This window comes from Streptomyces abikoensis (genome assembly GCF_014648775.1).
GTDB classification, from domain to species: Bacteria; Actinomycetota; Actinomycetes; order Streptomycetales; family Streptomycetaceae; genus Streptomyces; species Streptomyces abikoensis.
Window position 1 is genome coordinate 755557 of sequence record NZ_BMRT01000002.1, and the last position, 25783, is coordinate 781339.

A 25783-nucleotide genomic window follows, 5' to 3' on the forward strand; every position below is an offset into this window, starting at 1 on the left:
GGAGCCCGGAAGTGGCCTGAGCGAAACCGTTCGTTGTCGTTCGCGCGTGAAAGGATGTGTGCGCATCATGGGCGGCGGTCGGCCGGCAAGGAGGGACCGCGTGAGCGACCAGCAGAATCTCCTGGCGGAGCAGCGGCGCGCCCTGATCCTCGACGAGGTCAGGCGGCGCGGCGGGGTGCGGGTCAACGAGCTGACGCGGCGCCTGAACGTCTCGGACATGACGGTCCGCCGCGACCTGGACGCGCTGGCCCGGCAGGGCGTCGTGGAGAAGGTCCACGGCGGCGCGGTGCCGGTCGCGGAGGCGACCACGCACGAGCCCGGCTTCGAGGCGAAGTCGGCCCTGGAGCTCGGCGCCAAGGAGGACATCGCGCGGGCGGCGGCCCGCATGGCCGCGCGCGGCGCGGCCATCGCGGTGGCGGGCGGGACGACGGCCTTCGCCCTGGCCCAGCGGCTGGTGGACGTCCCCGATCTGACGGTGGTCACCAACTCGGTACGGGTGGCCGATGTGTTCCACACCAACCGGCACTCGATGTCGGCGAACGGGCCGCAGGCCCGTCCGGGCGCGGCCACGGTCGTCCTGACGGGCGGGGTGCGCACGCCGTCGGACACACTGGTGGGGCCGGTCGCGGACGCGGCGATCCGGTCGCTCCACTTCGACGTGCTGTTCATCGGGGTGCACGGGATATCCGTGGAGGCGGGGCTGTCGACGCCCAACCTCGCGGAGGCCGAGACCAACCGCCATTTCGTCCGCTCCGCCCGGCGCGTCGTGGTGCTGGCCGACCACACCAAGTGGGGCACGGTGGGGCTCAGTTCGTTCGCCGCGCTGGACGACGTCCATGTGCTGGTGACCGACGGGGGCCTGCCGCCGCGCGCCCGCGCGGAGATCGCCGAGCGCCTGCCGGAGCTGGTGGTGGCCGAGGCCGGGAGCGGCAAGGGCGCGCGGGCCTGAGCCGATCAGCCGGGCCAGCGGCCGGTCGACAGGAAGGCGTCGATGGCCATGGCGTAGGGCTGGATGTCCAGGCCCTCCGCGGCGAGCCAGGCGTCGGAGTAGTACTTGTCGAGGTAGCGGTCGCCGGGGTCGCAGATGAGGGTGACGACGCTGCCCGCGCGGCCCTCGGCGACCATCTCCGCGACGATCTTCAGCGCGCTCCACAGGCCGGTGCCGGTGGAGCCGCCGGCCTTGCGGCCGAGGGCCGTCTCCAGGGCGCGCACGGCCGCGACGGTGGCGGCGTCCGGGACCTTCATCATCCGGTCGATCGCGGCGGCGAGGAAGCTGGGTTCCATGCGGGGCCGGCCGATGCCCTCGATGCGGGAGCCGCGGTCGCTGGTCGCGTCGGGGTCGTTGTCCCGCCAGCCCTCGAAGAAGCAGGAGTTCTCCGGGTCGGCGACGCACACCCGGGTGTCGTACTGCATGTAGCGCGTGTAGCGGGCGATGGTGGCCGAGGTGCCGCCGGTGCCCGCGGTGGCGACGATCCAGGCGGGCTCGGGGTGGCGCTCCAGCCGCAACTGGCTGTAGATCGCCTCGGCGATGTTGTTGTTGCCCCGCCAGTCCGTGGCCCGTTCGGCGTAGGTGAACTGGTCGATGTAGTGTCCGCCGGACCGCTCCGCGAGGGCCGCCGCCTCCGCGTACATCGTCCGGGGGTCGTCCACGAAATGGCACCGGCCGCCCTGGAACTCGATCAGCCGGCACTTCTCCCGGCTCGTCGTGCGCGGCATGACGGCGATGAAGGGAACGCCGATCAGCTGGGCGAAATAGGCCTCGGAGATGGCGGTGGAGCCGCTGGACGCCTCGATCACCGCGACCTCGGGGCGGATCCAGCCGTTGCAGAGACCGTAGAGGAAGAGCGAGCGGGCGAGGCGGTGCTTGAGGCTGCCGGTGGGATGGGTGCTCTCGTCCTTGAGGTAGAGGTCGACGCCCCACTCGGCGGGCAGCGGGAAGCGCAGCAGATGGGTGTCGGCGGAACGGTTGGCGTCCGCCTGGACCTTGCGGACCGCCTCCTTCAGCCAGGAGCGGTAGGCCGCGTCGCCGCGGTCGACGTCGATGGTGCGCACGGTGCCGGTCACACGCCGCTCCTCATGGTTCCGAATGGACTCACACGGATCACTCGGGCGTTTCGATCATAAAGGGGCACTGGTGCGCCGGCCTGCTCACGGGCAGACTGCGCACGGGACAGCGATTTCGGCCGAGGGGCGGTGCACCGTGACGGAACCGGAGTTCAGCGCGACAGGGGTGCGGATAGAACGGGCGCACCGCAATCTGACCCGGGCCGGCCAGGTGAGGATCCAGGACGGCCGGCTACGGCTGCTGACCAGCTACGGCCGGGAGATCGACAGCGCGCCGGTGGACTCGGTGCGGGCCGGCAAGCCCTGGTTCGCCGCCCGGGACCGGGCCCGTGCCACCGTCAACGGCAATCGCTACGTCCTCACGCTGGGCGGTCCCGAGGGCGCCGGGGAGGTGGGCTCTACCACGGGCGAGGCGGAGGTCAACCGCTTCCTCGAGGTGGTGCGGTCGGCGCACGGAAGCACGGTGAAGCACTGACGGGTGCAGGAGTTGCGAACACGGCTGCGAGAGTCGACCCTTGACTCATATTGGCATCACCGAGGGTCCATCGGTGGTCACCGAAGCGGTCCGGGCCGCCGGGCGGGCCGGCCGAAGGCGCCGCGGGACCGTGTCGGGCGTGTGTCGCACCGTCCATCGGAATCAGGCTAGCCCTACTTCTTCCGGGAGTCGCAGCCGTGATCAGCCGAGTGAACAAGCACTGCACCGTTGAGCTCCAGGCCCTCCCGCCGCGCATCGGGCAAGTGCGCAGAATCGTATCTGCGCAGTTGCGGTACTGGCATCTCGACGCCCTCATCGACCTTGCCGCGCTCGGCGTCACCGAGCTGCTGACCAATGTTCACCAGCATGCCGAACCGGACAAACGCTGCACGGTGGAGATCGACCTCGTGCCGTCCCGGCTGACCGTCTCGGTGCGGGACCACGATCCCCGGCTGCCCTCGATCGGCGATGCCGACACCGGCAGCACCCACGGCAGGGGGCTGGCGCTCGTCGCGGCGCTCAGCTCCAGCTGGGGGGTGCAGCAGCGGCACGACGGTGGGAAGGTCGTCTGGTTCACCCTGGCCGTGCCCACCGCCGCCCCGGCGGCGCCACCGCGCTCCGCGCGGAGCGCGGGCACCGTCACCCCCTTCACCCGGCCCGTCCAGGTCCTCCATGGTGGGCCCGCCCTGGAGGACCTGGACGAGCTGGAGGACCCCGCGTTCACGGGGACGGCGGCCAGACCGCGCCGCGCGGTGCCGCGCCTCCACGCCCCCGTCCGGTCCGCCGTCCCGGGCTGAAGCGGAGGACGGCGGACCGGACGATCCGTCAGCCGAGCAGGGCCAGCGGGTCGTCGAGGACGGGCTGCCAGGCCGCTTCGGCCGCGCCGATGAGGCTGTTGAAGTCCAGGGTGCAGGGGAGGATGGGGACGCCACCGCTGCGGCCCCACAGGCTGCGGTCGGCGACGACCGCGCGCAGCCGCTCGGGGTCGGCCTCCAACAGCTCGCGGTGGAGGCCGCCGAGGAGGATGCGGTCGGGGTTGAGGATGTTCACCAGCCCGGCCAGGCCCAGGCCCAGCCGGTCGACGATCAGCTCGGCGGCGGCCCGGACGGACGGGTCGTCGTATTCCGAGCGCAGCAGGTCACGGGCCTGCTGGAGCAGTGAGACGGCGGGGCCCGGAGCGCGCCCGGCGGCGGTGAGGAAGGCCAGCGGGTCGGTCTCGACGTCGAGGCAGCCGCGGCTGCCGCAGTGACAGGGCAGGCCCGCGGGGTTGACGGTGAGGTGCCCCACCTCCAGGGCCAGCCCGGAACTGCCGCTGTGCAGCCGTCCGTCGAGGACGAGCGCGCCGCCCACGCCCCGGTGGCCGGTGGCCACGCACAGCAGATGGCGGGCGCCGCGGCCCGCGCCGTGGCGGTGCTCGGCGAGGGCCGCGAGATTGACGTCGTTGCCCGTGACGCCCGGGACGGGTGAGGCGTCCGGGCCCAGGACCCCGGACTTGGCGAGGGCCTCGTCGAACAGCTCGCGCACGGGGGCGCCGACGGGCCAGGACAGGTGCAGCGGGTTGAGGGCCGTCCCCTCGGGTTCGGCGACGGCCGACGGCACGGCGAGCCCGGCGCCCAGACAGCGCCGCCCGGACTCCCGGAGCAGCGCGGCCCCGGCCTCGACGACGGCGTCGATGATGTGCGCGGGGTCGGCGGGCACGTCCATGCAGCCGGGGGCCGTGGCGACCATCCGGCCGCCCAGGCCGACCAGCGCGGCGCGATAGCCGTCGGCGTGGATCTGCGCGGCGAGCACGACGGGCCCGCGCGGTGCGATGGACAGCCGGTGGGAGGGCCTGCCCTGGGAACCGGCGGCCACCGGGCGCGGGTCGACCTGGATCAGGCCGAGCGCCTCCAGCTCCGCCGCGACGGCACCGGCGGTCGCCCGGGTCACCCCGAGCTCGGTGGTGAGGACGGCGCGCGTGGGGGCGCGACCGGTGTGTACGAGCTCAAGGGCGGGGCCGAGGGCGCCCCGTCCCCGCTCCAAACGTGTTGTCCGAGTCTGCGTCACGCCTCTATTCTGACTTTGTGCCGACGCTAAACAAAATACGGACGGCCATCCTCGGAGAACCACGAGTAACCTCCGGCACCGACGCCCTCCGTCCCCTTCGTTCCGCCCTGACCCTTTTCTTCGCCCTCGACGGCTTCCTTTTCGCCGGCTGGGTGGTCCGCATTCCCGCGATCAAGCAGCAGACGGGCGCCTCCGACGGTGCTCTGGGGCTCGCTCTGCTCGGCGTGTCGGCCGGAGCGGTCGCCACGATGACGCTGACCGGACGGCTGTGCCGGCGCTTCGGCAGCCATCCGGTGACCGTCGTCGCCGCCCTCCTGATGTCCCTCGGCATCGCGCTGCCCCCGCTGACGCGCTCCCCGCTCGCCCTCGGCCTGGTGCTGCTGGTCTTCGGCGCCGCCTACGGCGGCCTCAACGTCGCGATGAACAGCGCGGCCGTCGACCTCGTCGCGGCGCTGCGCAGACCCGTGATGCCGAGCTTCCACGCCGCGTTCAGCGTCGGGGGCATGCTCGGCGCGGGGCTCGGCGCCCTGCTCGCCGGCCGGCTGTCCGTCACCGCGCACCTGCTGCTCCTCACCGCGACCGGCCTGATCGCCGGCGCGGCGGCGGGCCGCGTCCTCCTCGCCCACACGCCGCCGCCCCGCAAGGGGCCCAGCCACCGACCGCCCGCATCTGTCGTCACACGGACCGACTCCGAGGGACGCGGGAAACCGCGCGAACGGCGCCTCGTCACCGTCTTCGGCCTGATCGCCCTGTGCACCGCCTACGGGGAGGGCGCGCTCGCGGACTGGGGCGCGCTCCATCTGCGGCAGGACCTCGCCGCCCCGGCCGGGCTCGCCGCCCTCGGCTACTCCGTCTTCGCGCTCGCCATGACGCTCGGCCGGCTGAGCGGCACCGCCCTCCTGGAACGGCTGGGGCAGACGAGACTGCTGGTGGCCGGGGGTACGACGGCCGCGCTGGGCATGCTGCTGGGCTCGCTGGCCCCGTCGGTGTGGGCGGCCCTCGCCGGGTTCGCGATCACCGGGCTGGGGCTGGCCAACATCTTCCCGGTCGCGGTCGGCAGGGCCGGTGAGCTGGCCGGTCCGGGCGGTGTGGCCGCCGCCTCCACCTTCGGCTACGGCGGCATGCTGCTGGGACCGCCGGCCATCGGCATCCTCGCCGAGCGCTTCTCGCTGCCCCTGGCGCTCACCACGGTCGCCGCGCTGGCGGCGGGGTCGGCGCTCGTCGCGTACGCCACCCGCCGGGCGGGCGCCGTTGTCAGTGCCGGCTGACACCATGGAGGAAACACGGCGACCGCGGGGGTGGGCACGATGAGCGAGCAGAACGAGGGCTGGCTCTGCGCGGGCCCACGGTGGAGCGCCTCGGGCCCGGCGCTGGTCTGGCGCCACCCACGGCACGGGGAGCGGCTCTCCCCCCTGCCGCCGGACCGGCCGCTGGCCTTCACCACGGGCGCCGCCCGGAGTTGCGTCGGAGTACGCAGGGCCGGGCGCCACACGCCGTGCCCGACCGCTGGGACGATCCCGCCGTCAGCGGTCTCGGCCCAATGCCCGGAGTGCGCCCGTCTGGACCGTTCGCACTCGGTCGCGGCGGACACGATCGCCGACGACCCGCGCCCGTACGACCTCTACCTCGCCTGGTTCGCCCCCGGCCTGATAAAAGTCGGCATCACGGCCGCCGAACGGAAGGGCACCCGCCTCCTCGAACAGGCCGCCCTGTCCTCGGCGCTCCTCGCCCGGGGCCCGCTGATGGCGGCCCGCCGGGCGGAGGCGGTGCTGGGCACGGCGCTGGCGGTCCCGGACCGCTTCCCGTACGCGGCGAAGCGGGCGGCGCGCCACCCCGTCCCCCCGCAGGAGCGGCGCACGACGGACCTGGCCCGGATACACGCCCAGGCCCTGGCCCTGGCCGCCCTGCCGGAATCGCTGACGCGACACCCCTTCTCCCCGACGCACCACGACACGGCGTACCACCTGGACCGGATACGCCCGGGCGAGGCTGTCGTCGAGCTCGCCCCCGACCGCACAGTCGCGGGCCGGGTGACGGCGGTAGCCGGCCCGGACGTCTACCTGGAGGCGACGGACGGACGCCCCCTGCTGCTGGACGCCCGCAAGCTCGCGGGCTGGCCCCTCACCGCCGCGGATCCCTCCGCCCCGACGACGGCGACGGCCCGGCCGGGGACGGCGGGCCCGCAGGACGCCCTGTTCTGACGACGGCCGCCGGGCCGCAGGACGCCTCCGAAGCGGCAGCCCGGCCGGCCCGGCCTCCCCTTCACCGCCGGAAAACGGCTCAGCCCCGGTCGACGGAGCTCAGCACGCGCCGGGCCACCGGATGCGTCCGCACGATCTCGGCGAGCGTGGTCGAGCCGCGCGTGATCCGGGCGAAGGCCCGCCAGGCCGGACGAAAACCGGTGACGGCGGCATGGATGAGACCGGGCCGACGCTCGAAGAGGGCGAGCATCCGGCGCCCCACGCCCATCTCCACGCCCAGCCCCGCCTTGATGGCGAAGGCGTAGTTCAGGGCCTGGCGGCGGGCGTCCACGGCGTCCTGCGCCTCGGCGATCCGCACGGCCCACTCCCCCGCCAGCCGCCCGGAGCGCAGGGCGAAGGAGATGCCCTCGCGCGTCCACGGCTCCAGCAGCCCGGCCGCGTCACCGCACACGAGCACCCGGCCGCGGGAGAGCGGCGAGTCGTCGGCCCGGCAGCGCGTCAGGTGCCCGGACGAGATGCTGGGCTCGAAGCCGGCCAGCCCCAGCCGGGCGATGAAGTCCTCCAGATACCGCTTGGTGGCCGCGCCCTCGCCCCGTGCCGAGATCACTCCGACCGTCAGGGTGTCGCCCTTGGGGAAGACCCACCCGTAACTGCCGGGAATCGGCCCCCAGTCGATCAGGACGCGCCCGGCCCAGTCCTCGGCGACGGTCGCGGGCACCGGGATCTCGGCCTCCAGGCCGAGATCCACCTGCTCGAGCTTCACCCCCACGTGTGCCCCTATGCGGCCGGCGCTGCCGTCGGCGCCCACCACGGCGCGGGCCAGCACGGTGCTCCCGTCGCCGAGCACGAGGGCCACGGTCCGCCGGTCGGGCACGGCCGGGCCGTGCTGCTCCACGCGGGAGACGGTCACGCCCGTACGCACCTCGGCGCCGGCGGCCTTGGCGCTCTCGACCAGGGCGGCGTCGAACTCCGGCCGGTTGATCAACCCGAAGAGCATCCGCTTGGACCGTCGCGTCCGCGTCATCCTGCCGTTCAGCGAGAACGTCACGGCGTGCACGCGGTCGCGCAGCGGCAGCTCGAAGCCGGGCGGCAGCGCGTCGCGCGAGGGGCCGATGATGCCGCCCCCGCAGGTCTTGTAGCGCGGCAGTTCGGCCTTCTCCAGGAGCAGCACCCGGCGTCCTTCGGAGGCGGCGGCACGCGCGGCCGAGGCACCGGCGGGCCCGGCTCCGACCACCACGACGTCCCAGACGCTCTCCCCCGCGGCTTCCCGGGCTGCGTTGTCGCTGCTCACCTGTGCTTCTGCTCCCCTCGAACACCGGCTAAGGCTGTCGCCCGCATCCTAAGGCCAGGCCCCTGACGGGCCAGCGGCCGGAGCCTACGGAGGCCATGGGAGGATCGGGGACGATATCGCCCGTACGTACGGACTCAACGCCGCGCCCCCAAGGAGCGTTCCATGGACACGTCCCCGACCCGCCAGCAGCCGGACCCGGCAGCGCTCGCGGCGACCGTCGCCGGCCTTCAGGCCCGCGCCCGCACCGAGCTCGCCGAGCTGGTCGCCTTCAAGTCGGTCGCGGACGAGGCGCAGTTCCCCAAGAGCGAGTGCGAGGCCGCCGCCCGCTGGGTGGCCGACGCGCTGACCGCCGAGGGCTTCCAGGACGTCGCCACCCTCGACACCCCCGACGGCACCCAGTCCGTCTACGGCTACCTCCCCGGCCCGGCCGGCGCCCCGACGGTGCTCCTCTACGCGCACTACGACGTGCAGCCGCCGCTGGACGAGGCCGCCTGGATCTCCCCGCCCTTCGAGCTCACCGAGCGCGACGGCCGCTGGTACGGGCGCGGCGCCGCCGACTGCAAGGGCGGCCTGATCATGCACCTCACCGCCCTGCGCGCCCTCAAGGCGCACGGCGGCGTCCCGGTCAACGTCAAGGTCATCGTCGAGGGCTCGGAGGAGCAGGGCACCGGCGGCCTGGAGCGCTACGCCGAGGCCCACCCGGAGCTGCTGACCGCCGACACCATCGTCATCGGCGACACGGGCAACTTCCGCCTCGGCCTGCCCACCGTCACGGCGACGCTGCGCGGCATGACGCTCGTCCAGGTCCAGGTCGACACCCTTGAAGGCAACCTCCACTCCGGAATGTTCGGCGGCGCCGCCCCGGACGCGCTCGCCGCGCTGATCCGCGTCCTGGACTCGCTGCGCGCGGAGGACGGCTCCACGACCGTCGCCGGCCTGGAGGCCCAGGGCACCTGGCAGGGCCTCCAGTACCCGGAGGAGGACTTCCGCCAGGACGCGAAGGTCCTCGACGGCGTCGGCCTCATCGGCGACGGCACGGTGGCCGACCGCCTCTGGGCCCGCCCGGCCGTCACCGTCCTCGGCATCGACTGCCCGCCGGTCGTCGGCGCCACCCAGTCCGTCCACGCGAGCGCCCGCGCGCTGATCAGCCTGCGCGTTCCGCCGGGCATGGACACCGCCGCGGCGACGAAGCTGCTGCGGGAGCACCTGGAGCAGACCACGCCGTGGAACGCCCGCGTGACCACGGAACAGGTCGGCCAGGGCCAGCCGTTCCAGGCCGACACGGACAGCCCGGCGTACACGTCGATGGCCGAGGCCATGCGCGTCGCCTACCCGGGCGAGGAGATGCAGACGGCCGGCATGGGCGGCTCGATCCCCCTCTGCAACACGCTCGCCACGCTCTACCCGGACACGGAGATCCTCCTCATCGGCCTGAGCGAGCCGGAGGCGCAGATCCACGCGGTGAACGAGAGCGTTTCCCCCGAGGAGCTCGAGCGCCTGACCCTCGCGGAGGCGGTCTTCCTGACGAAGTACGCGGCGAGCAAGGCCTGAAACCACCGGCCGGGTCCGGCAGGTCGTCCACGACCTGCCGGACCCGGCGTGGGTGGTTCAGTGCAGGATCTTCTCCTTGGCCCGCTGGAACTCCGCGTCCGAGATGTCGCCCCTGGCCTTGATCTCGGAGAGCTTGGCCAGTTCGTCGGCAGCGCTCCGGTTTCCCGGGCCGGCGGCCTCACGGACGTACTCGTCGAACGCCCGGCGCTGGGCCTGGGCGTGCCGTATCTCGCGCTTCCCCATCTCCCGGCCCCGGGCGAGGACGTAGACGAAGACGCCGAGGAACGGCAGGAAGACCGTGAAGAGCAGCCATGCCGCCTTGCCCCATCCGCCGAGCTGGTCGTCGCGGAAGATGTCCCCGATGACGCGGAAGAGCAGCATGACCCACAGGACCCATAGGAAGATCCACAGGATGGTCCAGAACGCGCCCAGGACGGGGTAGTCGTAGGCGAGGTTCACATAAGCGCTCATGTCGTTCTCCTGATCTGATCGCCCGTCGGCGGTGGCCCGGAGGCCGCCGCGAGGATGCCGAGCAGCGCGAGGACGACGACCACGATGCCGAGGACCAGGGCGACGCAGGCCGCGGTGGGGTAGTTCCACAGGACCAGGGCCACGGCTCCGCCGGCGATGACGACGCCGGTCGTCCAGGCACGGTGGGCCTCCAGCCAGCGGCCCGTGGTACCCGTGCGCAGGCCGGACCGGGCGAGGGCCCTGCCGGTGGCCCCGGTGCCCCGGGCGGTCACCGACCGTACGAAGCGCGCCCCGCGCCCGGGGCCGTAGAGGTAGCCGGCCACGGCGGTGATCACCGCAGTGACGAGCACGGTGCGGGTACTGACCCGCAGGAACCGTACGAACGTGTCGTAGATGGTGCTCGCCGCGTCGGCGGGGAGCACGTCCGTGGGGACGGAGCCCAGGTAGATCCTCCGCATGACGGCGAGCCCGATGAGCAGCGCGACCATCATGACGCCGATGCCGATGGCGGCGCCCATCAGGGCGATCCGGTGCGAGGGTGCCGTCCAGACGGCGATCGCCGCGAGGGCGATGGTGGTGACGGGCAACCAGGTGCCGACCACGTCGAGCAGGCGCATCAGGCCCTGCGCCTTGTCCAGCTTGTCCGTCGTGAACAGGGGAACCGTCTTGTCGACGTCCGGGATCGCGGCGGCCTTCTCGTATCCCTCGTCGACCAGCCGCTTCTTGACGTTGTCGACGAGTGTGCCGATGTCCAGGACGATGGTGTCGCCCCGGGCCTGAACGGCGCTGTTGCCCTCGCCGGTGAGGGTCTTCACCACCGCCGCGTGGGCGCGCCGGTTGGCGATGTTCCATGCCTCGGCGAACTGGTCACTGGTGACGACTTTGTTCACGACCGTGTGGACGGCCGTGGTCATGGCGTTCTTGAGCGGGCCCGTCAGGAGTGCGGTGTTGTCCACGACGGCGGACGGCGCCTCGGTCTTGGCCAGGGCGCGCCCCAGCGCGTCGGTGAGGGCACGGAAGTCGACCTTGTCGACCACGCGGGCGGTCAGCCGGTCGGTCACGGCGTTCCGCACGGACGGCGCGGTCGCGACGGGGGCGACCGTCTGCACATAGCGGTCGGGGTCGGAGATCTGACTGTTCACCCACGCGGCCACGACGGCCAAGGGGGCGAGGAGAAAGGTCAGGACCAGCAGCACGGACGCCGTGACCGTACGCGCCCGCCGGTGACGCATGGTCGCCAGCCTGCGCAATCGTTCGTACTCCTGGCGCTCCGCCGTACTCAGGGGTTCGGGGGCGGGTGGGTGTGCGCCGGACGGGTCCATCGCTGCCTCCCTCCGCGCGGGACTTCGTCGCTCCCCACAAGGGCGGGAGCCGGTTCGGGGCGGGTGTGCCCTGGTGCGGCTCTCGTTCCATCGTGGTCCTCACCGGGCACGCCCGCCACGCGAGCGGAAGCGGTCCGGCCGGGTGACCCGCGGCACCGGGAACGTCCACCACGCCTTCGGTCCGCCATCGCCGACCTATGGTGATCGTCGTGCCCGTGCGCGAGCGCGCCGGCCGTGGCAGCAGGGAGGAGGCTCATGCCGTGAAACGCTGGCGGGCCCTGGCCGTCCTCGGCACGGCCCAGTTCCTGATGGTCCTGGACACCTCGGTCATGAACGTGTCGATCAGCCGGCTGGTCGAGGACTTCCACACCGATGTCACGTCGATCCAGGCCGTGATCACCCTCTACACCCTCGTCATGGCCGCGTTCATGATCACAGGCGGGAAGCTCGGGGACATGGCCGGGCGGCGGCGCGCCTTCGCCGCCGGCCTCGCCGTGTACGGCGTCGGGTCCGCCCTCACCGCCCTGGCCCCCGCCCTGTGGGTGCTCACCCTGGGCTGGTCGGTGATCGAGGGACTGGGCGCCACCCTGGTCCTGCCGGCCCTGGCGGCGCTCGTCGCCGGCGCCTACCGGGGCCGGGAACGGGCGGTCGCCTACGGGGTGATCGGGGGCCTCGCCGGTGCGGGCATCGCGGTGGGACCGCTGATCGGCGGGTGGGTGACGACGTATCTGACGTGGCGTCTGGTGTTCGCGGCCGAGGTCGTGGTGGTCGCCGCCATGCTGTGCTGCGTCCGCTGGATTCCCGACTCACCGCCGCGTTCCCGGCCCCGGCTGGACGCGGTGGGTGTGCTGCTGTCCGCCGCCGGGCTCGCCCTGGTGGTGCTGGGGGTCCTGCAGAGCGGCGCCTGGGGCTGGCTGCGGCCGCGCCACGTACCCTTCACCGTGCTGGGCTACTCCCCCACCCTCTTCGTCATCGCCGCGGGTGGCGTCCTCCTGTGGCTCTTCCACGCCTGGGAACGGCGGCGTGAGGCACGGGGACGGGATCCACTGGTGCGCTTCTCGCTCTTCGCCATCCCGCCCCTGCGCGCCGGCCTGAGCATGCTGCTGGCCCAGAACCTCATCCTGCTCGGCCTGTTCTTCACCGTCCCCCTCTACCTGCAGATCGTCCAGGGGTTCAACGCCTTCCAGACCGGACTGCGCCTGCTGCCCACGTCGGTGACGATGCTGGTGTCCGCCCTGTCCGGCCCCGCACTGGGCAGGATCGCCGGGCCGCGCGCGATCGTCCGGTCGGGCCTCGCGGTCCTGCTGATCGCGACGCTGTGGCTGATCAGCGCCATCCGGCCCGACATCGACAACCTGTCCTTCGGGTCGGCCATGGCCGTCCTGGGCCTGGGCATGGGGCTGCTCGCCTCCCAGCTCGGCAATATCACCCAGTCCAGCGTGGGGGAAGACGAGCGCGGCGAGGTGGGAGGGCTGCAGTACACGGCGCAGAACCTCGGCTCGTCCCTGGGCACCGCGCTCATCGGCTCCCTGCTGATCGGCGCGCTCGTGAGCGTCTTCACGACGCGGATCGAGGGCGACCCCAGGATTTCGGACGCGGTCCGCCGGGAGACGGGCGTCGCCGTCGAGGCGGGCGTCAGCTTCGTCAGCACGACGCAGGTCAAGAACGCGGCCGAACGGTCCGGGCTGTCACCGCAGGAGACGGACGCCGTCGTGGACGCCTACACGAGCGCCCAGATCGAGAGCCTCAAAGCGGCCGTCCTGGCCACCTCGGGCATCACGCTCGTCGGTTTCGCCTTCACCCGCCGCCTTCCGACGGCCCGGCTGACGGCCACCGCCGGCCAGGGCGCGGCTCCGTGACGGGCCGCCGCCCGCCGGTGGGGGCGATCATGCGCCCCCTGGCCACCGCGACGGCCCTGGTGCTCGCCTACTACCTGCTGCCCATGGACAAGAGGTTCACGGGCGTGGCGGCGGTGACGCTCGTGCTGGGACTGGCCGCGCTCCTGCTGCTCTTCGTACGGCAATTGCGCTCGATCTCCGCCTCGTCCCGGCCCCGCCTGCGCGCGGTCGAGACCCTCGCGACGACCGTGCCCCTGTTCCTACTGATCTTCGCCACCACGTACTACCTGCTGGAGCGGAACGTTCCGGGAAGCTTCAGCGAGCACCTCGACCGCACAGGGGCCCTCTACTTCACCCTCACCGTCTTCAGCACGGTCGGCTTCGGCGACATCGTCGCGACCTCGGCGTCGGCCCGGATCGTCACGACGGCCCAGATGGTCGCCGACGTCCTGCTCGTCGGGGTCGCGGCCCGGGTGGTGGTCGGCGCGGTCGAGACGGGCCTGCGCCGCCGCGAGGCTCCGCCCGCCCCGGCGGAGGACGCGTGAGCCCGTCCTCCGCCAGGCCCGTCCAGCCGGTGGCGGTCGAAGCACAGAAACTGCTGCCGATGATCTGGGGCGACCCCGAGCACATGCCCGAACAGCTCGCCTTCTTCGCCGTCCGCCGCTTCGGCCCCCGAGCGGCCGCGGCGGTCGAACGCCGACGGGAGCGTGCGCCCGGCGCGGGACCCGACGAGCTCAACGCGGGCATCATCAGCCGCGGCACGCGCGTGACGATCGCCGAGGGCGCGGTGGTGGGCGGCCCGTTCGTCGTCCTCGTCCCGTTGAGCTTCGTGGCGGCCCTGCTCGCGCGGGCCCAGATGGTGCTGGAGCTGGCGGCCGCGGCGGGCCACTCCCCGGAGGACGAGCAACGGGCCGCCGAACTGCTGCTCCTGCAGGACGTCTACGCCTCGCTGGACGAGGCGAACAAGGCACTGGCGCACGCGGAGCGACACCCTCCAGGAGGTGCGGGACGGGTACCGCGACGGACGCGCTGGCGGTTGATCCTGAAAATGGCGGCGCTGCTGGGACTCATCGGCGGCGGAAAACGGAGCAGGGCCCGCCAGGCCCTGTCCGTCGTGTCCTTCTCCGGACTCTTCCTCATCGGGCTGGCCCTGCCGTGGATCTGGATGCCGGTGCTGGCCGTGTTCTACCAACAAGCGACATCGCGGCTGGGGACGAAAGCGGCGATGTTCTACGCACAGGATCCGGCCGCCGCCCGCAGACACCGGCGGTGGACCCACCGCGGCCTGAAGGCCCCGGGCATCGCCTCCGTGCTGCGGTTCGTAGCCCTGGCACTCCTGCCGGTGGCGACGGCGGGCGCGGCGATCCTGGCCGAGGCCCGCATCGCCGGCGGCCCGTGGGGCACCGCCCTGATCGTCCTGTGCGCGGTCTCACTGGTGACGGCGGCCATCTGGTACGGACGCCGATGGGCGAGAAACCGTTGACGTCCCGGCAGGAGCACCCCCGAGGGGGTGACGCAAGGGGGCGGGGTGGGGTGGACGGGCCCTGGTAGGGGCGTAAGGAGCTCTTCGCCGCTGGAGCACATACGGGGCACCCGGCACCAAAGTGGCAGGGGCCGCGAAGAGCTCAGCCCCGTAAGGGCCCGTCCACCCCACCCCCGCCCCCGCCCCACGACGCACCCACCCACCCCACGAATCACCCCACCGGCACCCCAGCCTCCAGATTCATCACCCGCCCCCCTTCCCGCGCCCGCAACGCCCACCGCAACCGCCTCAACCGCACAGGCGGCAGCATCGTCGACGCCTCGTCCTCCGTAACGAACCGCCACCCCCGCAACTCCGCCCCCGGCAGCAACACCCTCCGTGCCGCCCCCGAACTCAACCGCCCCCCGTCGAACAGAAACCGCAGCCCCCCGAAACCCGGCGGCTTCGGCGGCTCCCAGTCGACGACCAACAACCGCGGCACAGCGGTGAGCTCGATCCCGATCTCCTCCGCGACCTCCCGCATCCCGGCCCGCGCGGGCGCCTCCCCCTGCTCGACGACACCGCCGGGAAACTCCCACCCCGGCTTGTACGTGGGGTCGACCAGCAGTACACGGTCGTCCTCGTCGAACAGCAGCACCCCGGCCGCGAGCGTCGCCGCCTTCGGCTCGGGCGTCTGGACGATCGGGCAGTACCCGGCGGTCCCGTTGCGCACGGCCTCGGCGATGCGCTCGGCCGTCTCGAACGGGGTCAGCCGCCCGTTGTCGACAACGAGCCCGTCCCCCGACAACCAGGACCACGCCTCCCGATAGGCGGCGACATGGTCCCGCGCCCACTGCCGCACGGCCTCACTCCGAACGGCGTCGTCCGGAAACTCGACGCGCCCCTCGATCCGCCCCCGAAGGATCGTTTCCTCGGACGTCAGCACCACATGCCGCACCCGGATCGCCCGCGCGGCCAGCGCCCCGAAGATCTCGTCCCGGTACTCCTGCCGCAACAGCGTCATGGGCACGATGAGCACCCCGCCCACCTCGGCCAGCAGCGCGGAGGCGGTGTCCACGACCATCCGCCGCCAGATCGGCAGGTCCTGGTAGTCGCAGACCTCGCTCAGTCTCTTCGGCGGCAGCAGGTACCGCAGCGCCCCGCCGGTCACCTCGGGGTCGTAAAGGGTGCTGCCCGGGATGAGCCGGGTCAGTTCCCTCGCCGTGCTGGTCTTGCCCCCACCGAACGCGCCGTTCAGCCAGACGATCACGGTGCCCCCTCCTCCGTAGCCCCCGGTGACGGCCCCGGCTCCGTAGCCCCCTGTGACGGGCTCGGGAACACAGTGCCCGCACCACCTTGCCACGGAAACGTGTACGAGCGGCATGGGGCGCGCTCCCGGCCACGGCCCGCCGGCGAAGCACCGGCGGGGCACCGGCGGACCGCCGGCCGCCCCGCCCGAAGCCACCGGCCAGCGGCCTGATCAGCCGTCACATGCCGCTGGCGGTTCCACTGACGGTTGCCTCCCCCGTCCCGCGCCCCAGCCCCCACAGCCCCGCCTCCGCGGCGGCCGCCGCGGCCGCGCCCACCACGCCCGCGTCGGCACCGAGCCGGGCCGGGAGGACCTCGACGCCGGAGGCGAAGGACAACGCCGCGTAGTCGCGCAGGTGTTCACGGAGCGGCCCGAAAAGGACGTCGCCGGCTTCCGCGACACCGCCGCCTATGACCGCCACCTCGATCTCCACGAGCGTCGCGGTGGCGGCGATGCCCGCCGCGAGGGCGCGCGCCGCCCGGGCGAAGGAGGCGAGCGCGACCGGGTCGCCCGCGTGGGCGGCCGCCGCGACGCCTGCCGCGCTCCGATCGCCGTCGGGCCCCGGCCGCCAGCCCGACTCAAGGGCGCGCCGGGCGATATGGGGCCCGCTGGCGATGCGCTCCACGCACCCCCGGGATCCGCAGGCGCAAGGATCCCCGTCCAGATCGACGCTGATGTGACCGATGTGCCCGGCATTACCGGTGGGCCCCGACCGCAGCCGGCCACCCAGGACCAGCCCCCCGCCGACCCCCGTGGAGACCACCATGCAGAGCGCGTCGGCCCGTCCCCGGGCGGCGCCCTGCCAGTGCTCGGCGGCGGTCATCGCGACCCCGTCGCCCACGAGCGTCACCGGCAGCCCGCCCACCCGCCGAGTGACCTCGGCCACCAGCGGAAACCCGCGCCACCCGGGCACGTTGACGGGACTGACGGTTCCGGCGGAGGCGTCGACCGGGCCCGCGCTGCCGATGCCCACGGCCCGGACCAGCGGCCACTCGGCGGAGCGGGCCAGCTCGTCGAGGACGGCGGCCACGGCGGCCATGACCGTCGCGCCGTCCTCCCGGGCCGGGGTGGGCCGGCGGGCGCGGACGCGCGGCCGTCCCGCTCCGTCCACCAGCGCTCCGGCGATCTTGGTGCCGCCGATGTCGAGAGCGGCGACGAGGTCGCCGGAGTCGGTGTGCACGGTGCCGGTCTCTCTCCTGTTCCAGGGGAAGTTCCACGGGAAGTCCCACGGGAGGGTCCACCGCAAGGCTGCCGCAATCGCGACCGGGCCGCCGCGACCGCCACAAGCTCACCGCAAGGCCGCCGCAGGGTTTTCGGGACGTCAGTCTCTCCGGGCTTGACAACGTTGTCCAGGCCCTATGCTCGACGTCACTCCGCCCATCGGAACCCGCACTCGGAACTCCGCGCATCGGAACTCCGCCCATCGGAACCGTACTCGGAACCCCGCACCCGGAACTCCGTGCAGCGGACGCACGCCTCAGCCGCCCCTCCCCGCGCAAAGGACCAGCGATTGTGAACGACGCCGCCACCGGCCGGCTCCCCCGCTACGGCAACCGGCCCACCATGAAGGACGTCGCGGCCCGCGCCGGGGTGGGCCTCAAGACCGTCTCCCGCGTGGTGAACGGCGAGCCCGGCGTCACCCAGGACACCGAGCGGCGCGTCCAGGAGGCGATCACCGCCCTCGGCTTCCGGCGCAACGACAGCGCCCGCGTCCTGCGCAAGGGCCGCACCTCGTCGGTGGGCCTCGTCCTCGAGGACCTCGCCGACCCCTTCTACGCGCCGCTGAACCGCGCCGTCGAGGAGGTCGCCCGCGCCCACGGCGCCCTGCTCATCAACGGCTCCAGCGCCGAGGACCCCGAGCGGGAGCGGGAGCTCGCCCTGGCGTTCTGCGCCCGCCGCGTCGACGGACTGATCGTCATCCCGGCGGGCCACGACCACCGCTACCTCGAACCCGAGATCGCCGCCGGCGTCGCCACCGTCTTCGTCGACCGCCCGGCCGGGGGGATAGCCGCCGACGCGGTGCTCTCCGACAGCCACGGCGGCGCCCGGGCCGGCGTCGCCCACCTGATCGCCCACGGCCACCGCCGCATCGGTTTCATCGGCGACCGGCCGCGCATCCACACCGCCGGGGAGCGGCTGCGGGGTTACCGCACCGCGATGGCGGACGCCGGGCTGCCGGTCTCCGACGCCTGGGTCTCGCTCGGCCCGACCACCCCGGAGCGCGTACGGGCCGAAGCGGAACGCATGTTGACGGGCGAACATCCGGTGACAGCGTTCTTCACAGGAAACAACCGGGTGACGGTCACGATCCTGCGTGTCATCGCGCGGCTGCCCCACCCTGTGGCGCTCGTGGGCTTCGACGACCTCGAACTGGCCGACCTGCTCTCCCCCGGCGTCACGGTCGTCGCGCAGGACGCGGCCCGCCTCGGCCGCAATGCGGCGGAGCTGCTGTTCCACCGGCTGGACGGCGCGGAGGAGGCGCCCCGCCGCGTCGAGCTGCCGACCCGTCTGATCGTCCGGGGCTCGGGCGAACTCCCCCCGGCGGAACGCTGAGCGACGGCTGGACAACCGCGCGCCGCAGGTGGCCGGTCGCGCAATTCCCGCGCCCTGACAGGGGGGCACCACACCCGCCCGATCAGACCCCCCGCACCGCCGGCCGCCCCGCCAACCGCTCCAGCCCGCCCCGGTCCAACCCGGTGAGGCCGGTCACCTCCGCCGTGTCGACGGCCCCGCAGTCCAGCCCGCGCAGCAGGTGGCCGCTGAGCGCCCGGGCGGTGGCGGGCTCGTCGAGCACGTCGCCACCGGCCCGCCGCGTGTACGCCACGAGGCGGGCGGCCGCCCGTTCGAGCCCCTCGCGGTAGTAGGCGTACACGGCGGCGTAACGGGTCGGCAGGTGTCCCGGGTGCATGTCCCAGCCCTGGTAGTAGGCGCGGGCCAGCGACCGGCGGACGAGCCCGTGGTGCAGCCGCCACGCCTCGTGGACGCGCGCGGTCGTGCCGACGGGCAGCACGTTCGTCGAGCCGTCCGAGAGGCGGACGCCCGTGCCGGCGGCCGCGACCTGCATGACGGCCTTGGCGTGGTCGGCCACCGGATGGTCCGGTGCCTGGTGGGCGGCGCCGACGCCGCAGGCGGCGCTGTAGTCGAAGGTGCCGTAGTGCAGCGCCGTGACGCGTCCGGCACCGGCGTCGATCAGCCGGGCGACGGTGGCCCGGCCGTCGGCCCCGAGGATCGCCTGGGTGGTCTCGATCTGTATCTCGAAGCGGATCCGGCCCTCCGCCAGCCCGTGCGCCGTCTCGAACTCCCCTGCCAGCCGCGCCATGGCGACGACCTGTTCGGGATAGGTGACCTTGGGGAGGGTGAGCATCAGCCCGTCGGGGAGTCCGCCGGCCTCCATCAGCCCGGTGAGGAAGACGTCGAGGGTGCGGATGCCCCGGTCGCGGACGGCCGCCTCCATGCACTTGACCCGCACGCCCATGTAAGGGGCAGCCATACCGTCGGCGTACGCCTGTGACACCAGCCGGGCGGCGCGGGCGGCGGCCGCGTCCTCCTCGGCGTCCGGGCGCGGCCCGTACCCGTCCTCGAAGTCGATCCGCAGGTCCTCGACGGGCTCGCGCTCCAGCTTGGCCCGCACCCGCTCGTACACGGGCCCGGCGAGTTCGCCGGGCAGCCCGAGGACGGCGGCGAACGCCTCCGCGTCGGGGGCGTGCTCGTCGAGGGCGGCGAGCGCCCGGTCGCCCCACTCGCGTACGGTGCCGGCGGTGAAGGCGTCGGCCGGGACGTAGACGGTGTGCACGGGCTGGCGGGCGCCGGCGTCGCCCGGATAGCGCCGGGCGAGCTCGGCGTCGACCGCCGCGAGGGAGCTGCCGACGCTCTCCCGCACCGCGCTGCTGAAGGTCGTCGCTATAGCCGCCTGCTGCCCCATGAATGCCCTCCCACCCCTCCGCGACTTCCACTTCGCGGAATCGACCATCCACACCGACCATTCGTGCCGCGAAGTTAGTCAGCGGAGCGCCGAGGGGTCAACACCCCCTCCGCGGCGGCTCAGAAGTAGTCCCGGACCACGTGCTCGGCCGCCCGGTTCTCCGCCGTGGGCGGGTCCAGTTCGCTCAGCGACAGCAGGTCGGTGTCGTCGCGCAGATACTTCTCCCATTCCTCGGCCATCTTCTCCTGCTGCTCGCGCGGCAGTTGTTCGACGTCGTCTCGGCTCGCGGGGCTCAGAGCATGGAGGAACCGCGTCACGGTGTCAGTCTGCATGCCGTATCTCTTCCAACGCCCGGACGCGACGGACACCCCGGCCCCCGCCCACATCACCCGGACGGCGGCGGCCGGCGACGGCTCCCCTTCGGCGGCGTCGTCCGAGAGCGAGCCGGGCCGGCCGAGAGCGGACTGGACCGTTCGGGTGGTCTTTCGACTGAACGGGGGATCCCGGGGGGATCGGCTCAGCAGAGGCCGCGCGCTGCGCGCCCGCACGGATCGGAACGGAGAGCCCGATCATGCCCCCTCGCGATGAGCCGCACTTCCCCGACTTCTCCGCCTTCATCGACGGCGTGCGCGCCATGGACCACGCGCGATTCAGCGCCGCCCGCCCCGCCACGCCCGTGGCGGCGGAGGATTTCGACGGGATGAAGGCGCACGTCCAGTCCCTCTACGCCGGCATCGAGGCCGTCCCCCACAGCTTCGTGGACGACAACGGCCAGATCTTCGACTGCGTCCCCGTCGGTAGCCAGCCGGCCCTGCGCGGTGTCGCCGAGGCCCCGGCCGCTCCGGTCGACGCCCCGGCCGCCCCCGGCCCCGCCGTCGCCCCGCAGAGCCTGCCGCTGCTCCAGCAGCTGCGGTCGGACCGCATCGACAGGTTCGGGCACGCGATGGCGTGTCCGCCCGGCACGATCGCGCTGCGCAGGATCACCCTGGACGAGCTGGCCCGCAGGGGCACCCTCCGGGACTTCTTCCGGAAGAGCCCCCTGGGCACCGGCCGCCACCCCCGGCTCAGCCCGCCCGCCGTACAGGCGGGGCTCCACAAGTACGCCCACGCCTATCAGGTGGCCGGCAATCTCGGTGGCCACAGCTTCATCAATGTCTGGGACCCCGCCGTCGGCTCGCAGGTCTTCTCGCTCTCCCAGCAGTGGTACGCGGCGGGCTCGCCGGTGCAGACGGTGGAGTGCGGCTGGCAGGTCTACCCGGGGAAGTACGGCACCACCCAGCCGTGCCTCTTCATCTACTGGACCGCCGACGGCTATCAGCGCACCGGCTGCTACAACCACGACTGCTCCGCCTTCGTCCAGACGAACCCCAACTGGGCCTTCGGCGGCACGCTGGGCCCGGTGAGCGTGCTGGGCGGCGCGCAGTACGAGCTGGAGGTCACCTGGTACTTCAACGGCGGCAACTGGTGGCTCTACCTCGGGGGCACCACCGTCGGCAACGCCGTGGGCTACTACCCCGGCTCGCTGTTCGGCAGCGGCCCGCTCGCCTCCGGCGCGGCGTCGGACGTCGACTACGGCGGCGAGGTCGTGGACAACACGGCCTGGCCCCCGATGGGCAGCGGCCTGTTCGCCTCGGCGGGCTGGCAGTTCGCCGCCTACCACCGCGACGTCGTCTACTACCCCACGGCGGGCGGCGCGGTGCAGGCATCCCTGACGGCGTCCCAGCCCTCCGCGAACTGCTTCACCTGCGACGTCCAGCACGCCGCTCCCCCGTGGAACGAGTACTTCTTCCACGGCGGCCCGGGCGGCACGGCCTGCACCTGACGGCGGTGCCGCGAAAACGCCGCAGGGCCCTCGCCCCGGCGCGCGGCCGGGGCGAGGGCCCTGTCAGGAGCAGGCGGGATCAGCCCTTGCGGGACTTGATCTCCTCGGTCAGCTGCGGGACGACCTCGAAGAGGTCGCCCACGACGCCGTAGTCGACGAGCTCGAAGATCGGGGCCTCGGCGTCCTTGTTGATGGCGACGATCGTCTTCGAGGTCTGCATGCCGGCGCGGTGCTGGATGGCACCGGAGATGCCCGCCGCGATGTAGAGCTGCGGCGAGACGGACTTGCCGGTCTGGCCGACCTGGTTGGTGTGCGGGTACCAGCCGGCGTCGACCGCGGCGCGGGAGGCGCCGACCGCCGCGCCGAGGGAGTCGGCGAGGGCCTCGACGATGGTGAAGTTCTCGGCGCCGTTGACGCCGCGGCCGCCGGAGACCACGATCGCGGCCTCGGTCAGCTCGGGGCGGCCGGTGGACTCGCGCGGGGTGCGGGAGACGACCTTGGTGCCGGTGGCCTGCTCGCCGAAGGAGACGGCCAGCTGCTCGACCGTACCGGCGGCCGGGGCGGCCTCCGGGGCGGCGGAGTTGGGCTTGACGGTGATGACCGGGGTGCCCTTGGTGACGCGGGACTTGGTGGAGTACGAGGCCGCGAAGACGGACTGCGTGGCCACCGGGCCCTCGGCGCCGGCCTCCAGGTCGACGGCGTCGGTGATGATGCCGGAGCCGATGCGGACGGCCAGGCGGGCAGCGATCTCCTTGCCCTCGGCGGAGGACGGGACGAGCACGGCGGCCGGGGAGACGGCCCGGTACGCGGCCTCGAGCGCGTCCACCTTCGGTACGACGAGGTAGTCGGCGAACTCGGGGGCATCGGCGGTGAGGACCTTGACCGCGCCGTACTCGGCGAGCGTCGCGGCGGCGGTGTCCGCGCCGGCGCCCAGGTGCACGGCGACGGGCTCGCCGATGCGGCGGGCGAGGGTCAGCAGCTCGAGGGTGGGCTTGCGGACGGCGCCGTCCACGTGGTCGACGTAGACGAGAACTTCAGCCATGGTGTTGCTCTCCTGCAAGTACGAAGGGAGGGTGGACGGCGGGGCTCAGACGAACTTCTGGCCCGCGAGGAACTCGGCGAGCTGCTTGCCGCCCTCGCCCTCGTCCTTGACGATCGTGCCGGCCGTGCGGGCCGGGCGCTCCGTGGCCTCGTCGACCTTGGTCCAGGCGCCCTCCAGGCCGACCTCGTCGGCCTCGAGGCCCAGGTCGGAGAGGTCCAGGGACTCCACCGGCTTCTTCTTGGCGGCCATGATGCCCTTGAAGGACGGGTAGCGGGCCTCGCCGGACTGGTCCGTGACGGACACGACGGCCGGGAGGGACGCCTCCAGTCGCTCGCTCGCGGCGTCGCCGTCGCGGCGGCCGGTCACCTTGCCGCCCTCGACGGCCACCTCGGAGAGCAGGGTCACCTGCGGCACGCCCAGGCGCTCGGCGAGCATCGCCGGGACGACGCCCATGCCGCCGTCGGTGGAGGCCATGCCGGAGACCACCAGGTCGTAGCCGACGTGCTCCAGGGCCTTGGCCAGCACCAGCGAGGTGCCCAGCGCGTCGGTGCCGTGGAGGTCGTCGTCCTCGACGTGGACGGCCTTGTCCGCACCCATGGACAGCGCCTTGCGGAGGGCGTCCTTGGCGTCCTCCGGGCCGACGGTCAGGACGGTGATCTCCGCGTCGTCGTCGGCCGCTTCCTTGATCTGCAGCGCCTGCTCGACCGCGTACTCGTCGAGCTCCGAGAGCAGACCGTCCACGTCGTCGCGGTCGACGGTCAGGTCTTCGGCGAAGTGCCGGTCGCCGGTGGCGTCGGGCACGTACTTCACAGTGACAACGATCCTCAAGCTCACGCCGGCTCTCCTACTGCATCGTCTCTATCAAAGCTGCCTTGGCAGGCAGCATAGGCGCCTGGTGGGGCGGACCCCGGTCGGTACGGCACCCGCCCTCGACCGGAATGTTACTCGTCAGTACATCGAGGCTGTTCACCGAACGCAAGGCCGGTCGACTGTGATCTGCCCAACGCGCGGAGAAGGGACTCCTCAGTCGCGCAGAGCGTTGAAACTTCCCTGGTGGTAGAGAAGGGGCCGGCCCGTACCCGTGGGGTCGCCGGCGACCGCCTCGGCGAGCACCAGACGGTGGTCCCCGGCGGGCACCCGGGCCACGACGCGGCAGACCATCCAGGCCAGGACGTCCTCCAGCAGCGGCACCCCGTGCGGGCCGGGCCGCCAGCCCGTGGCAGCGCCGAACCGTTCGGCGCCGCTGCGCGCGAAGGTGGCGGCCAGCTCCCGCTGGTGCTCGCCGAGTATGTGGACGCCGACGTGCTCGGCCTCCGCCAGCACCGGCCAGCTGGAGGAGCCCGTGCCCACGCCGAAGGAGACGAGCGGGGGCGTCGCCGCCACCGAGGTCAGGGAGGTGGCGGTGAAACCGACCGGGCGGGCGCCCTGGGCGGTGATCACCGCCACGCCGGCCGCGTGCCGGCGGAACACCGAGCGCAGCAGCTCGGGACCGGCCGGATCGGCGGCGTCGAGTCCGGGGGAGGCCGTCATGGGGTTGCCCTTCTGCCGAGGTGGACGAAGTGGGGCGCGGCGAGGCGGTGCACGGCGCGTCAGACCGCCGCGCCCAGTGCCGCGATGACATCGGCCCGTCTCGGCTGCCCGGTGGCGCGCCGCACGACGCGCCCCGCGCCGTCCAGGACGAGCGTGGTGGGGGTGGCGGTGACGCCCAGCGCGCGGACGAGCTCCAGCCGCGCCTCCGCGTCGACCTCGACGTAGGCGACGCCGTCGACCATGGCCGCGACGTCCGCGAGGACGCGCCGGGTCGCGCGACACGGCTGACAGAAGGCACTGGAGAACTGGACGAGCGTGGCCCGCTCCCCCAGCTCCGCCACTCCGATCCCGGCGGCGCTCAGCCGCTCCGGTACGCCTTCCCGCTCGTCCCCTACGGGCACGCTCACCCTCCCTCGTCCGTAACCGGTTCCGTAACCGGTGTCGACCTCCGGTCGCTGCTTGCAGCATCATCGCCCACGCGGAAATTTCCCGACGTGACGAGGATCTCGTGGGCCCCGGGGCCGCCCGGCTGGCTCCTGGGCGGGCATTCGGGCACGATCTGGCAGATAGTCGGCGACGGGCCACGTCCCTACGTTCGCGTAACTTAGGGGCTTCAGCACATCAGCGTTTCAGCCGGGAGCACCCTCCCCAGGCCGGAAGGATCTTCCCGATATGGCAGAGCTCGTCTACCCCCCGGTGATCGGTATCGCCCGCACCATGTTCAAGGCGCTCGACCTGCGCTTCGACATCCAGGGCAGCGAGCACGTCCCGGCGCGCGGCGGGGCGGTCCTGGTGAGCAACCACATCGGCTACCTCGACTTCGTCTTCGCCGGGCTGGCCGCCCGGCCCGCCAAGCGGCTGGTGCGCTTCATGGCCAAGGAGTCCGTCTTCCGGCACAAGGTCTCCGGGCCGCTGATGCGGGCGATGAAGCACATACCCGTCGACCGTGCGGCGGGCATGGACGCCTACAAGCACGCGCTCTCCGCCCTGCGGTCGGGCGAGGTCATCGGCGTCTTCCCCGAGGCCACGATCTCCACCTCCTTCACCCTGAAGAACTTCAAGTCCGGCGCGGCCCGGCTGGCGCAGGAGGCCGGGGTGCCGCTGGTGCCGATGGCGCTGTGGGGCACCCAGCGGCTGTGGACCAAGGGCCACAAGCGCGATCTCGGCCGCAACCACATCCCGGTGACCATCCGGGTGGGCGAGCCCGTGGCCGCCGATCCGGCGGAGCCCGCCGAGCAGGTCACCGAGCGCGTCCGCGCCCGGGTCCAGGACCTCCTGGAGGCCGCCCAGCGCGCCTACCCGGTCCGTACGGAGGGCCCCGGCGACAGCTGGTGGATCCCCGCCCACCTCGGCGGCACGGCCCCCGCCCCGGCGATCGCCCGGAGCTGAAGGGCTACGCCAACAGATGCGGGGTACGTACGTCACCGTACGTACCCC

General features: G+C 73.1%; 25 protein-coding genes. 12 read left to right on the top strand and 13 right to left on the bottom strand.

Annotated features, from left to right (window positions below; genetic code table 11):
• The first annotated feature begins 100 nt into the window (after nt 1-100).
• A complete protein-coding gene (locus IE096_RS09760; protein ID WP_189450664.1) occupies nt 101-949 on the top strand; it encodes a DeoR/GlpR family DNA-binding transcription regulator in 849 nt (282 codons plus the stop codon).
• Between the two features lie 5 nt (nt 950-954).
• Here IE096_RS09760 and cds1 read toward each other — a convergent pair whose 3' ends face one another.
• Nucleotides 955-2064, bottom strand: coding sequence for an L-cysteine desulfhydrase Cds1 (cds1, locus tag IE096_RS09765; RefSeq protein ID WP_229820082.1), 1110 nt, complete (start codon nt 2062-2064; stop codon nt 955-957).
• 136 nt (nt 2065-2200) lie between these two features.
• Here cds1 and IE096_RS09770 point away from each other — a divergent pair, with 136 nt between their 5' ends.
• Both IE096_RS09770 and IE096_RS09775 read left to right on the top strand, forming a co-directional pair.
• Nucleotides 2201-2539, top strand: a complete 339-nt coding sequence (locus IE096_RS09770; RefSeq protein WP_189450666.1) for a hypothetical protein — start codon at nt 2201-2203, stop codon at nt 2537-2539.
• A gap of 197 nt (nt 2540-2736) precedes the next feature.
• A complete protein-coding gene (locus IE096_RS09775) occupies nt 2737-3336 on the top strand; it encodes an ATP-binding protein (RefSeq protein ID WP_189450668.1) in 600 nt (199 codons plus the stop codon).
• Nucleotides 3337-3364: 28 nt separating this feature from the next.
• Here IE096_RS09775 and IE096_RS09780 read toward each other — a convergent pair whose 3' ends face one another.
• Nucleotides 3365-4585, bottom strand: coding sequence for an ROK family protein (locus tag IE096_RS09780; protein WP_189450671.1), 1221 nt, complete (start codon nt 4583-4585; stop codon nt 3365-3367).
• Nucleotides 4586-4602: 17 nt separating this feature from the next.
• Between IE096_RS09780 and IE096_RS09785 the strand changes: the two genes are divergently transcribed.
• Complete coding sequence (locus IE096_RS09785) at nt 4603-5853, top strand: MFS transporter (protein WP_189450673.1); 1251 nt, start codon at nt 4603-4605, stop codon at nt 5851-5853.
• Nucleotides 5854-5892: 39 nt separating this feature from the next.
• Complete coding sequence (locus tag IE096_RS09790; RefSeq protein ID WP_189450675.1) at nt 5893-6786, top strand: DUF2797 domain-containing protein; 894 nt, start codon at nt 5893-5895, stop codon at nt 6784-6786.
• 79 nt (nt 6787-6865) lie between these two features.
• Here the strand turns inward: IE096_RS09790 and IE096_RS09795 are convergent, their stop codons facing one another.
• Nucleotides 6866-8077: a geranylgeranyl reductase family protein gene (locus tag IE096_RS09795; RefSeq protein ID WP_189450677.1), complete on the bottom strand. Its 1212-nt coding sequence runs from the start codon at nt 8075-8077 to the stop codon at nt 6866-6868.
• Between the two features lie 162 nt (nt 8078-8239).
• Between IE096_RS09795 and IE096_RS09800 the strand changes: the two genes are divergently transcribed.
• Complete coding sequence (locus IE096_RS09800; RefSeq protein WP_189450679.1) at nt 8240-9628, top strand: dipeptidase; 1389 nt, start codon at nt 8240-8242, stop codon at nt 9626-9628.
• Between the two features lie 57 nt (nt 9629-9685).
• Here the strand turns inward: IE096_RS09800 and IE096_RS09805 are convergent, their stop codons facing one another.
• A complete protein-coding gene (locus tag IE096_RS09805; RefSeq protein ID WP_189450681.1) occupies nt 9686-10099 on the bottom strand; it encodes an SHOCT domain-containing protein in 414 nt (137 codons plus the stop codon).
• Nucleotides 10096-11421 carry a hypothetical protein gene (locus IE096_RS09810; protein WP_189450683.1) on the bottom strand — a complete coding sequence of 442 codons (1326 nt, stop codon included), beginning with the start codon at nt 11419-11421 and terminating at the stop codon, nt 10096-10098. The genes IE096_RS09805 and IE096_RS09810 overlap by 4 nt, the downstream gene beginning before the upstream one ends.
• A gap of 260 nt (nt 11422-11681) precedes the next feature.
• On the opposite strand from IE096_RS09810, the gene IE096_RS09815 reads away from it, so the two are divergent.
• The 3 genes from IE096_RS09815 to IE096_RS09825 are packed head-to-tail and all read left to right on the top strand — an operon-like array spanning nt 11682 to nt 14742.
• Nucleotides 11682-13280, top strand: a complete 1599-nt coding sequence (locus IE096_RS09815) for an MFS transporter (RefSeq protein ID WP_189450685.1) — start codon at nt 11682-11684, stop codon at nt 13278-13280.
• The gene (locus tag IE096_RS09820) at nt 13277-13804 is read left to right on the top strand and encodes a potassium channel family protein (RefSeq protein WP_308430329.1); all 528 of its coding nucleotides are present in this window, start codon (nt 13277-13279) and stop codon (nt 13802-13804) included. Before IE096_RS09815 ends, IE096_RS09820 begins: the two co-directional genes overlap by 4 nt.
• Nucleotides 13801-14742 carry a hypothetical protein gene (locus tag IE096_RS09825; protein ID WP_189450687.1) on the top strand — a complete coding sequence of 314 codons (942 nt, stop codon included), beginning with the start codon at nt 13801-13803 and terminating at the stop codon, nt 14740-14742. Before IE096_RS09820 ends, IE096_RS09825 begins: the two co-directional genes overlap by 4 nt.
• Before the next feature lie 211 nt (nt 14743-14953).
• Here IE096_RS09825 and IE096_RS09830 read toward each other — a convergent pair whose 3' ends face one another.
• Nucleotides 14954-15991, bottom strand: coding sequence for an NUDIX hydrolase (locus IE096_RS09830; protein ID WP_189450689.1), 1038 nt, complete (start codon nt 15989-15991; stop codon nt 14954-14956).
• A 217-nt stretch (nt 15992-16208) separates the two neighbouring features.
• Nucleotides 16209-17210, bottom strand: a complete 1002-nt coding sequence (locus IE096_RS09835; protein ID WP_189450691.1) for an ROK family protein — start codon at nt 17208-17210, stop codon at nt 16209-16211.
• A gap of 383 nt (nt 17211-17593) precedes the next feature.
• Between IE096_RS09835 and IE096_RS09840 the strand changes: the two genes are divergently transcribed.
• Nucleotides 17594-18583, top strand: a complete 990-nt coding sequence (locus tag IE096_RS09840) for a LacI family DNA-binding transcriptional regulator (RefSeq protein ID WP_189450974.1) — start codon at nt 17594-17596, stop codon at nt 18581-18583.
• Nucleotides 18584-18665: 82 nt separating this feature from the next.
• On the opposite strand, the gene IE096_RS09845 is transcribed toward IE096_RS09840, so the two are convergent.
• Nucleotides 18666-19952, bottom strand: coding sequence for a DUF6986 family protein (locus IE096_RS09845; RefSeq protein WP_189450693.1), 1287 nt, complete (start codon nt 19950-19952; stop codon nt 18666-18668).
• A 119-nt stretch (nt 19953-20071) separates the two neighbouring features.
• Nucleotides 20072-20284, bottom strand: coding sequence for a hypothetical protein (locus tag IE096_RS09850; RefSeq protein ID WP_189450695.1), 213 nt, complete (start codon nt 20282-20284; stop codon nt 20072-20074).
• A 239-nt stretch (nt 20285-20523) separates the two neighbouring features.
• Here IE096_RS09850 and IE096_RS09855 point away from each other — a divergent pair, with 239 nt between their 5' ends.
• Nucleotides 20524-21774 carry a neprosin family prolyl endopeptidase gene (locus IE096_RS09855; protein ID WP_189450697.1) on the top strand — a complete coding sequence of 417 codons (1251 nt, stop codon included), beginning with the start codon at nt 20524-20526 and terminating at the stop codon, nt 21772-21774.
• Nucleotides 21775-21853: 79 nt separating this feature from the next.
• Here IE096_RS09855 and IE096_RS09860 read toward each other — a convergent pair whose 3' ends face one another.
• The 4 genes from IE096_RS09860 to IE096_RS09875 all read right to left on the bottom strand — a co-directional run bounded on the left by IE096_RS09860 (nt 21854) and on the right by IE096_RS09875 (nt 24747).
• On the bottom strand, nt 21854-22816 hold the full coding sequence (locus IE096_RS09860; RefSeq protein ID WP_189450699.1) for an electron transfer flavoprotein subunit alpha/FixB family protein: 963 nt from the start codon (nt 22814-22816) through the stop codon (nt 21854-21856).
• Between the two features lie 45 nt (nt 22817-22861).
• Nucleotides 22862-23650 (bottom strand): electron transfer flavoprotein subunit beta/FixA family protein, encoded by a 789-nt coding sequence (locus IE096_RS09865; protein ID WP_189450701.1) that lies wholly within the window; start codon nt 23648-23650, stop codon nt 22862-22864.
• Between the two features lie 189 nt (nt 23651-23839).
• Nucleotides 23840-24346 carry a flavin reductase family protein gene (locus tag IE096_RS09870; RefSeq protein WP_189450703.1) on the bottom strand — a complete coding sequence of 169 codons (507 nt, stop codon included), beginning with the start codon at nt 24344-24346 and terminating at the stop codon, nt 23840-23842.
• Between the two features lie 59 nt (nt 24347-24405).
• Nucleotides 24406-24747, bottom strand: a complete 342-nt coding sequence (locus IE096_RS09875) for a TlpA family protein disulfide reductase (protein ID WP_229820083.1) — start codon at nt 24745-24747, stop codon at nt 24406-24408.
• 271 nt (nt 24748-25018) lie between these two features.
• Here IE096_RS09875 and IE096_RS09880 point away from each other — a divergent pair, with 271 nt between their 5' ends.
• A complete protein-coding gene (locus IE096_RS09880) occupies nt 25019-25735 on the top strand; it encodes a lysophospholipid acyltransferase family protein (RefSeq protein WP_189450705.1) in 717 nt (238 codons plus the stop codon).
• Nucleotides 25736-25783: the final 48 nt, after the last annotated feature.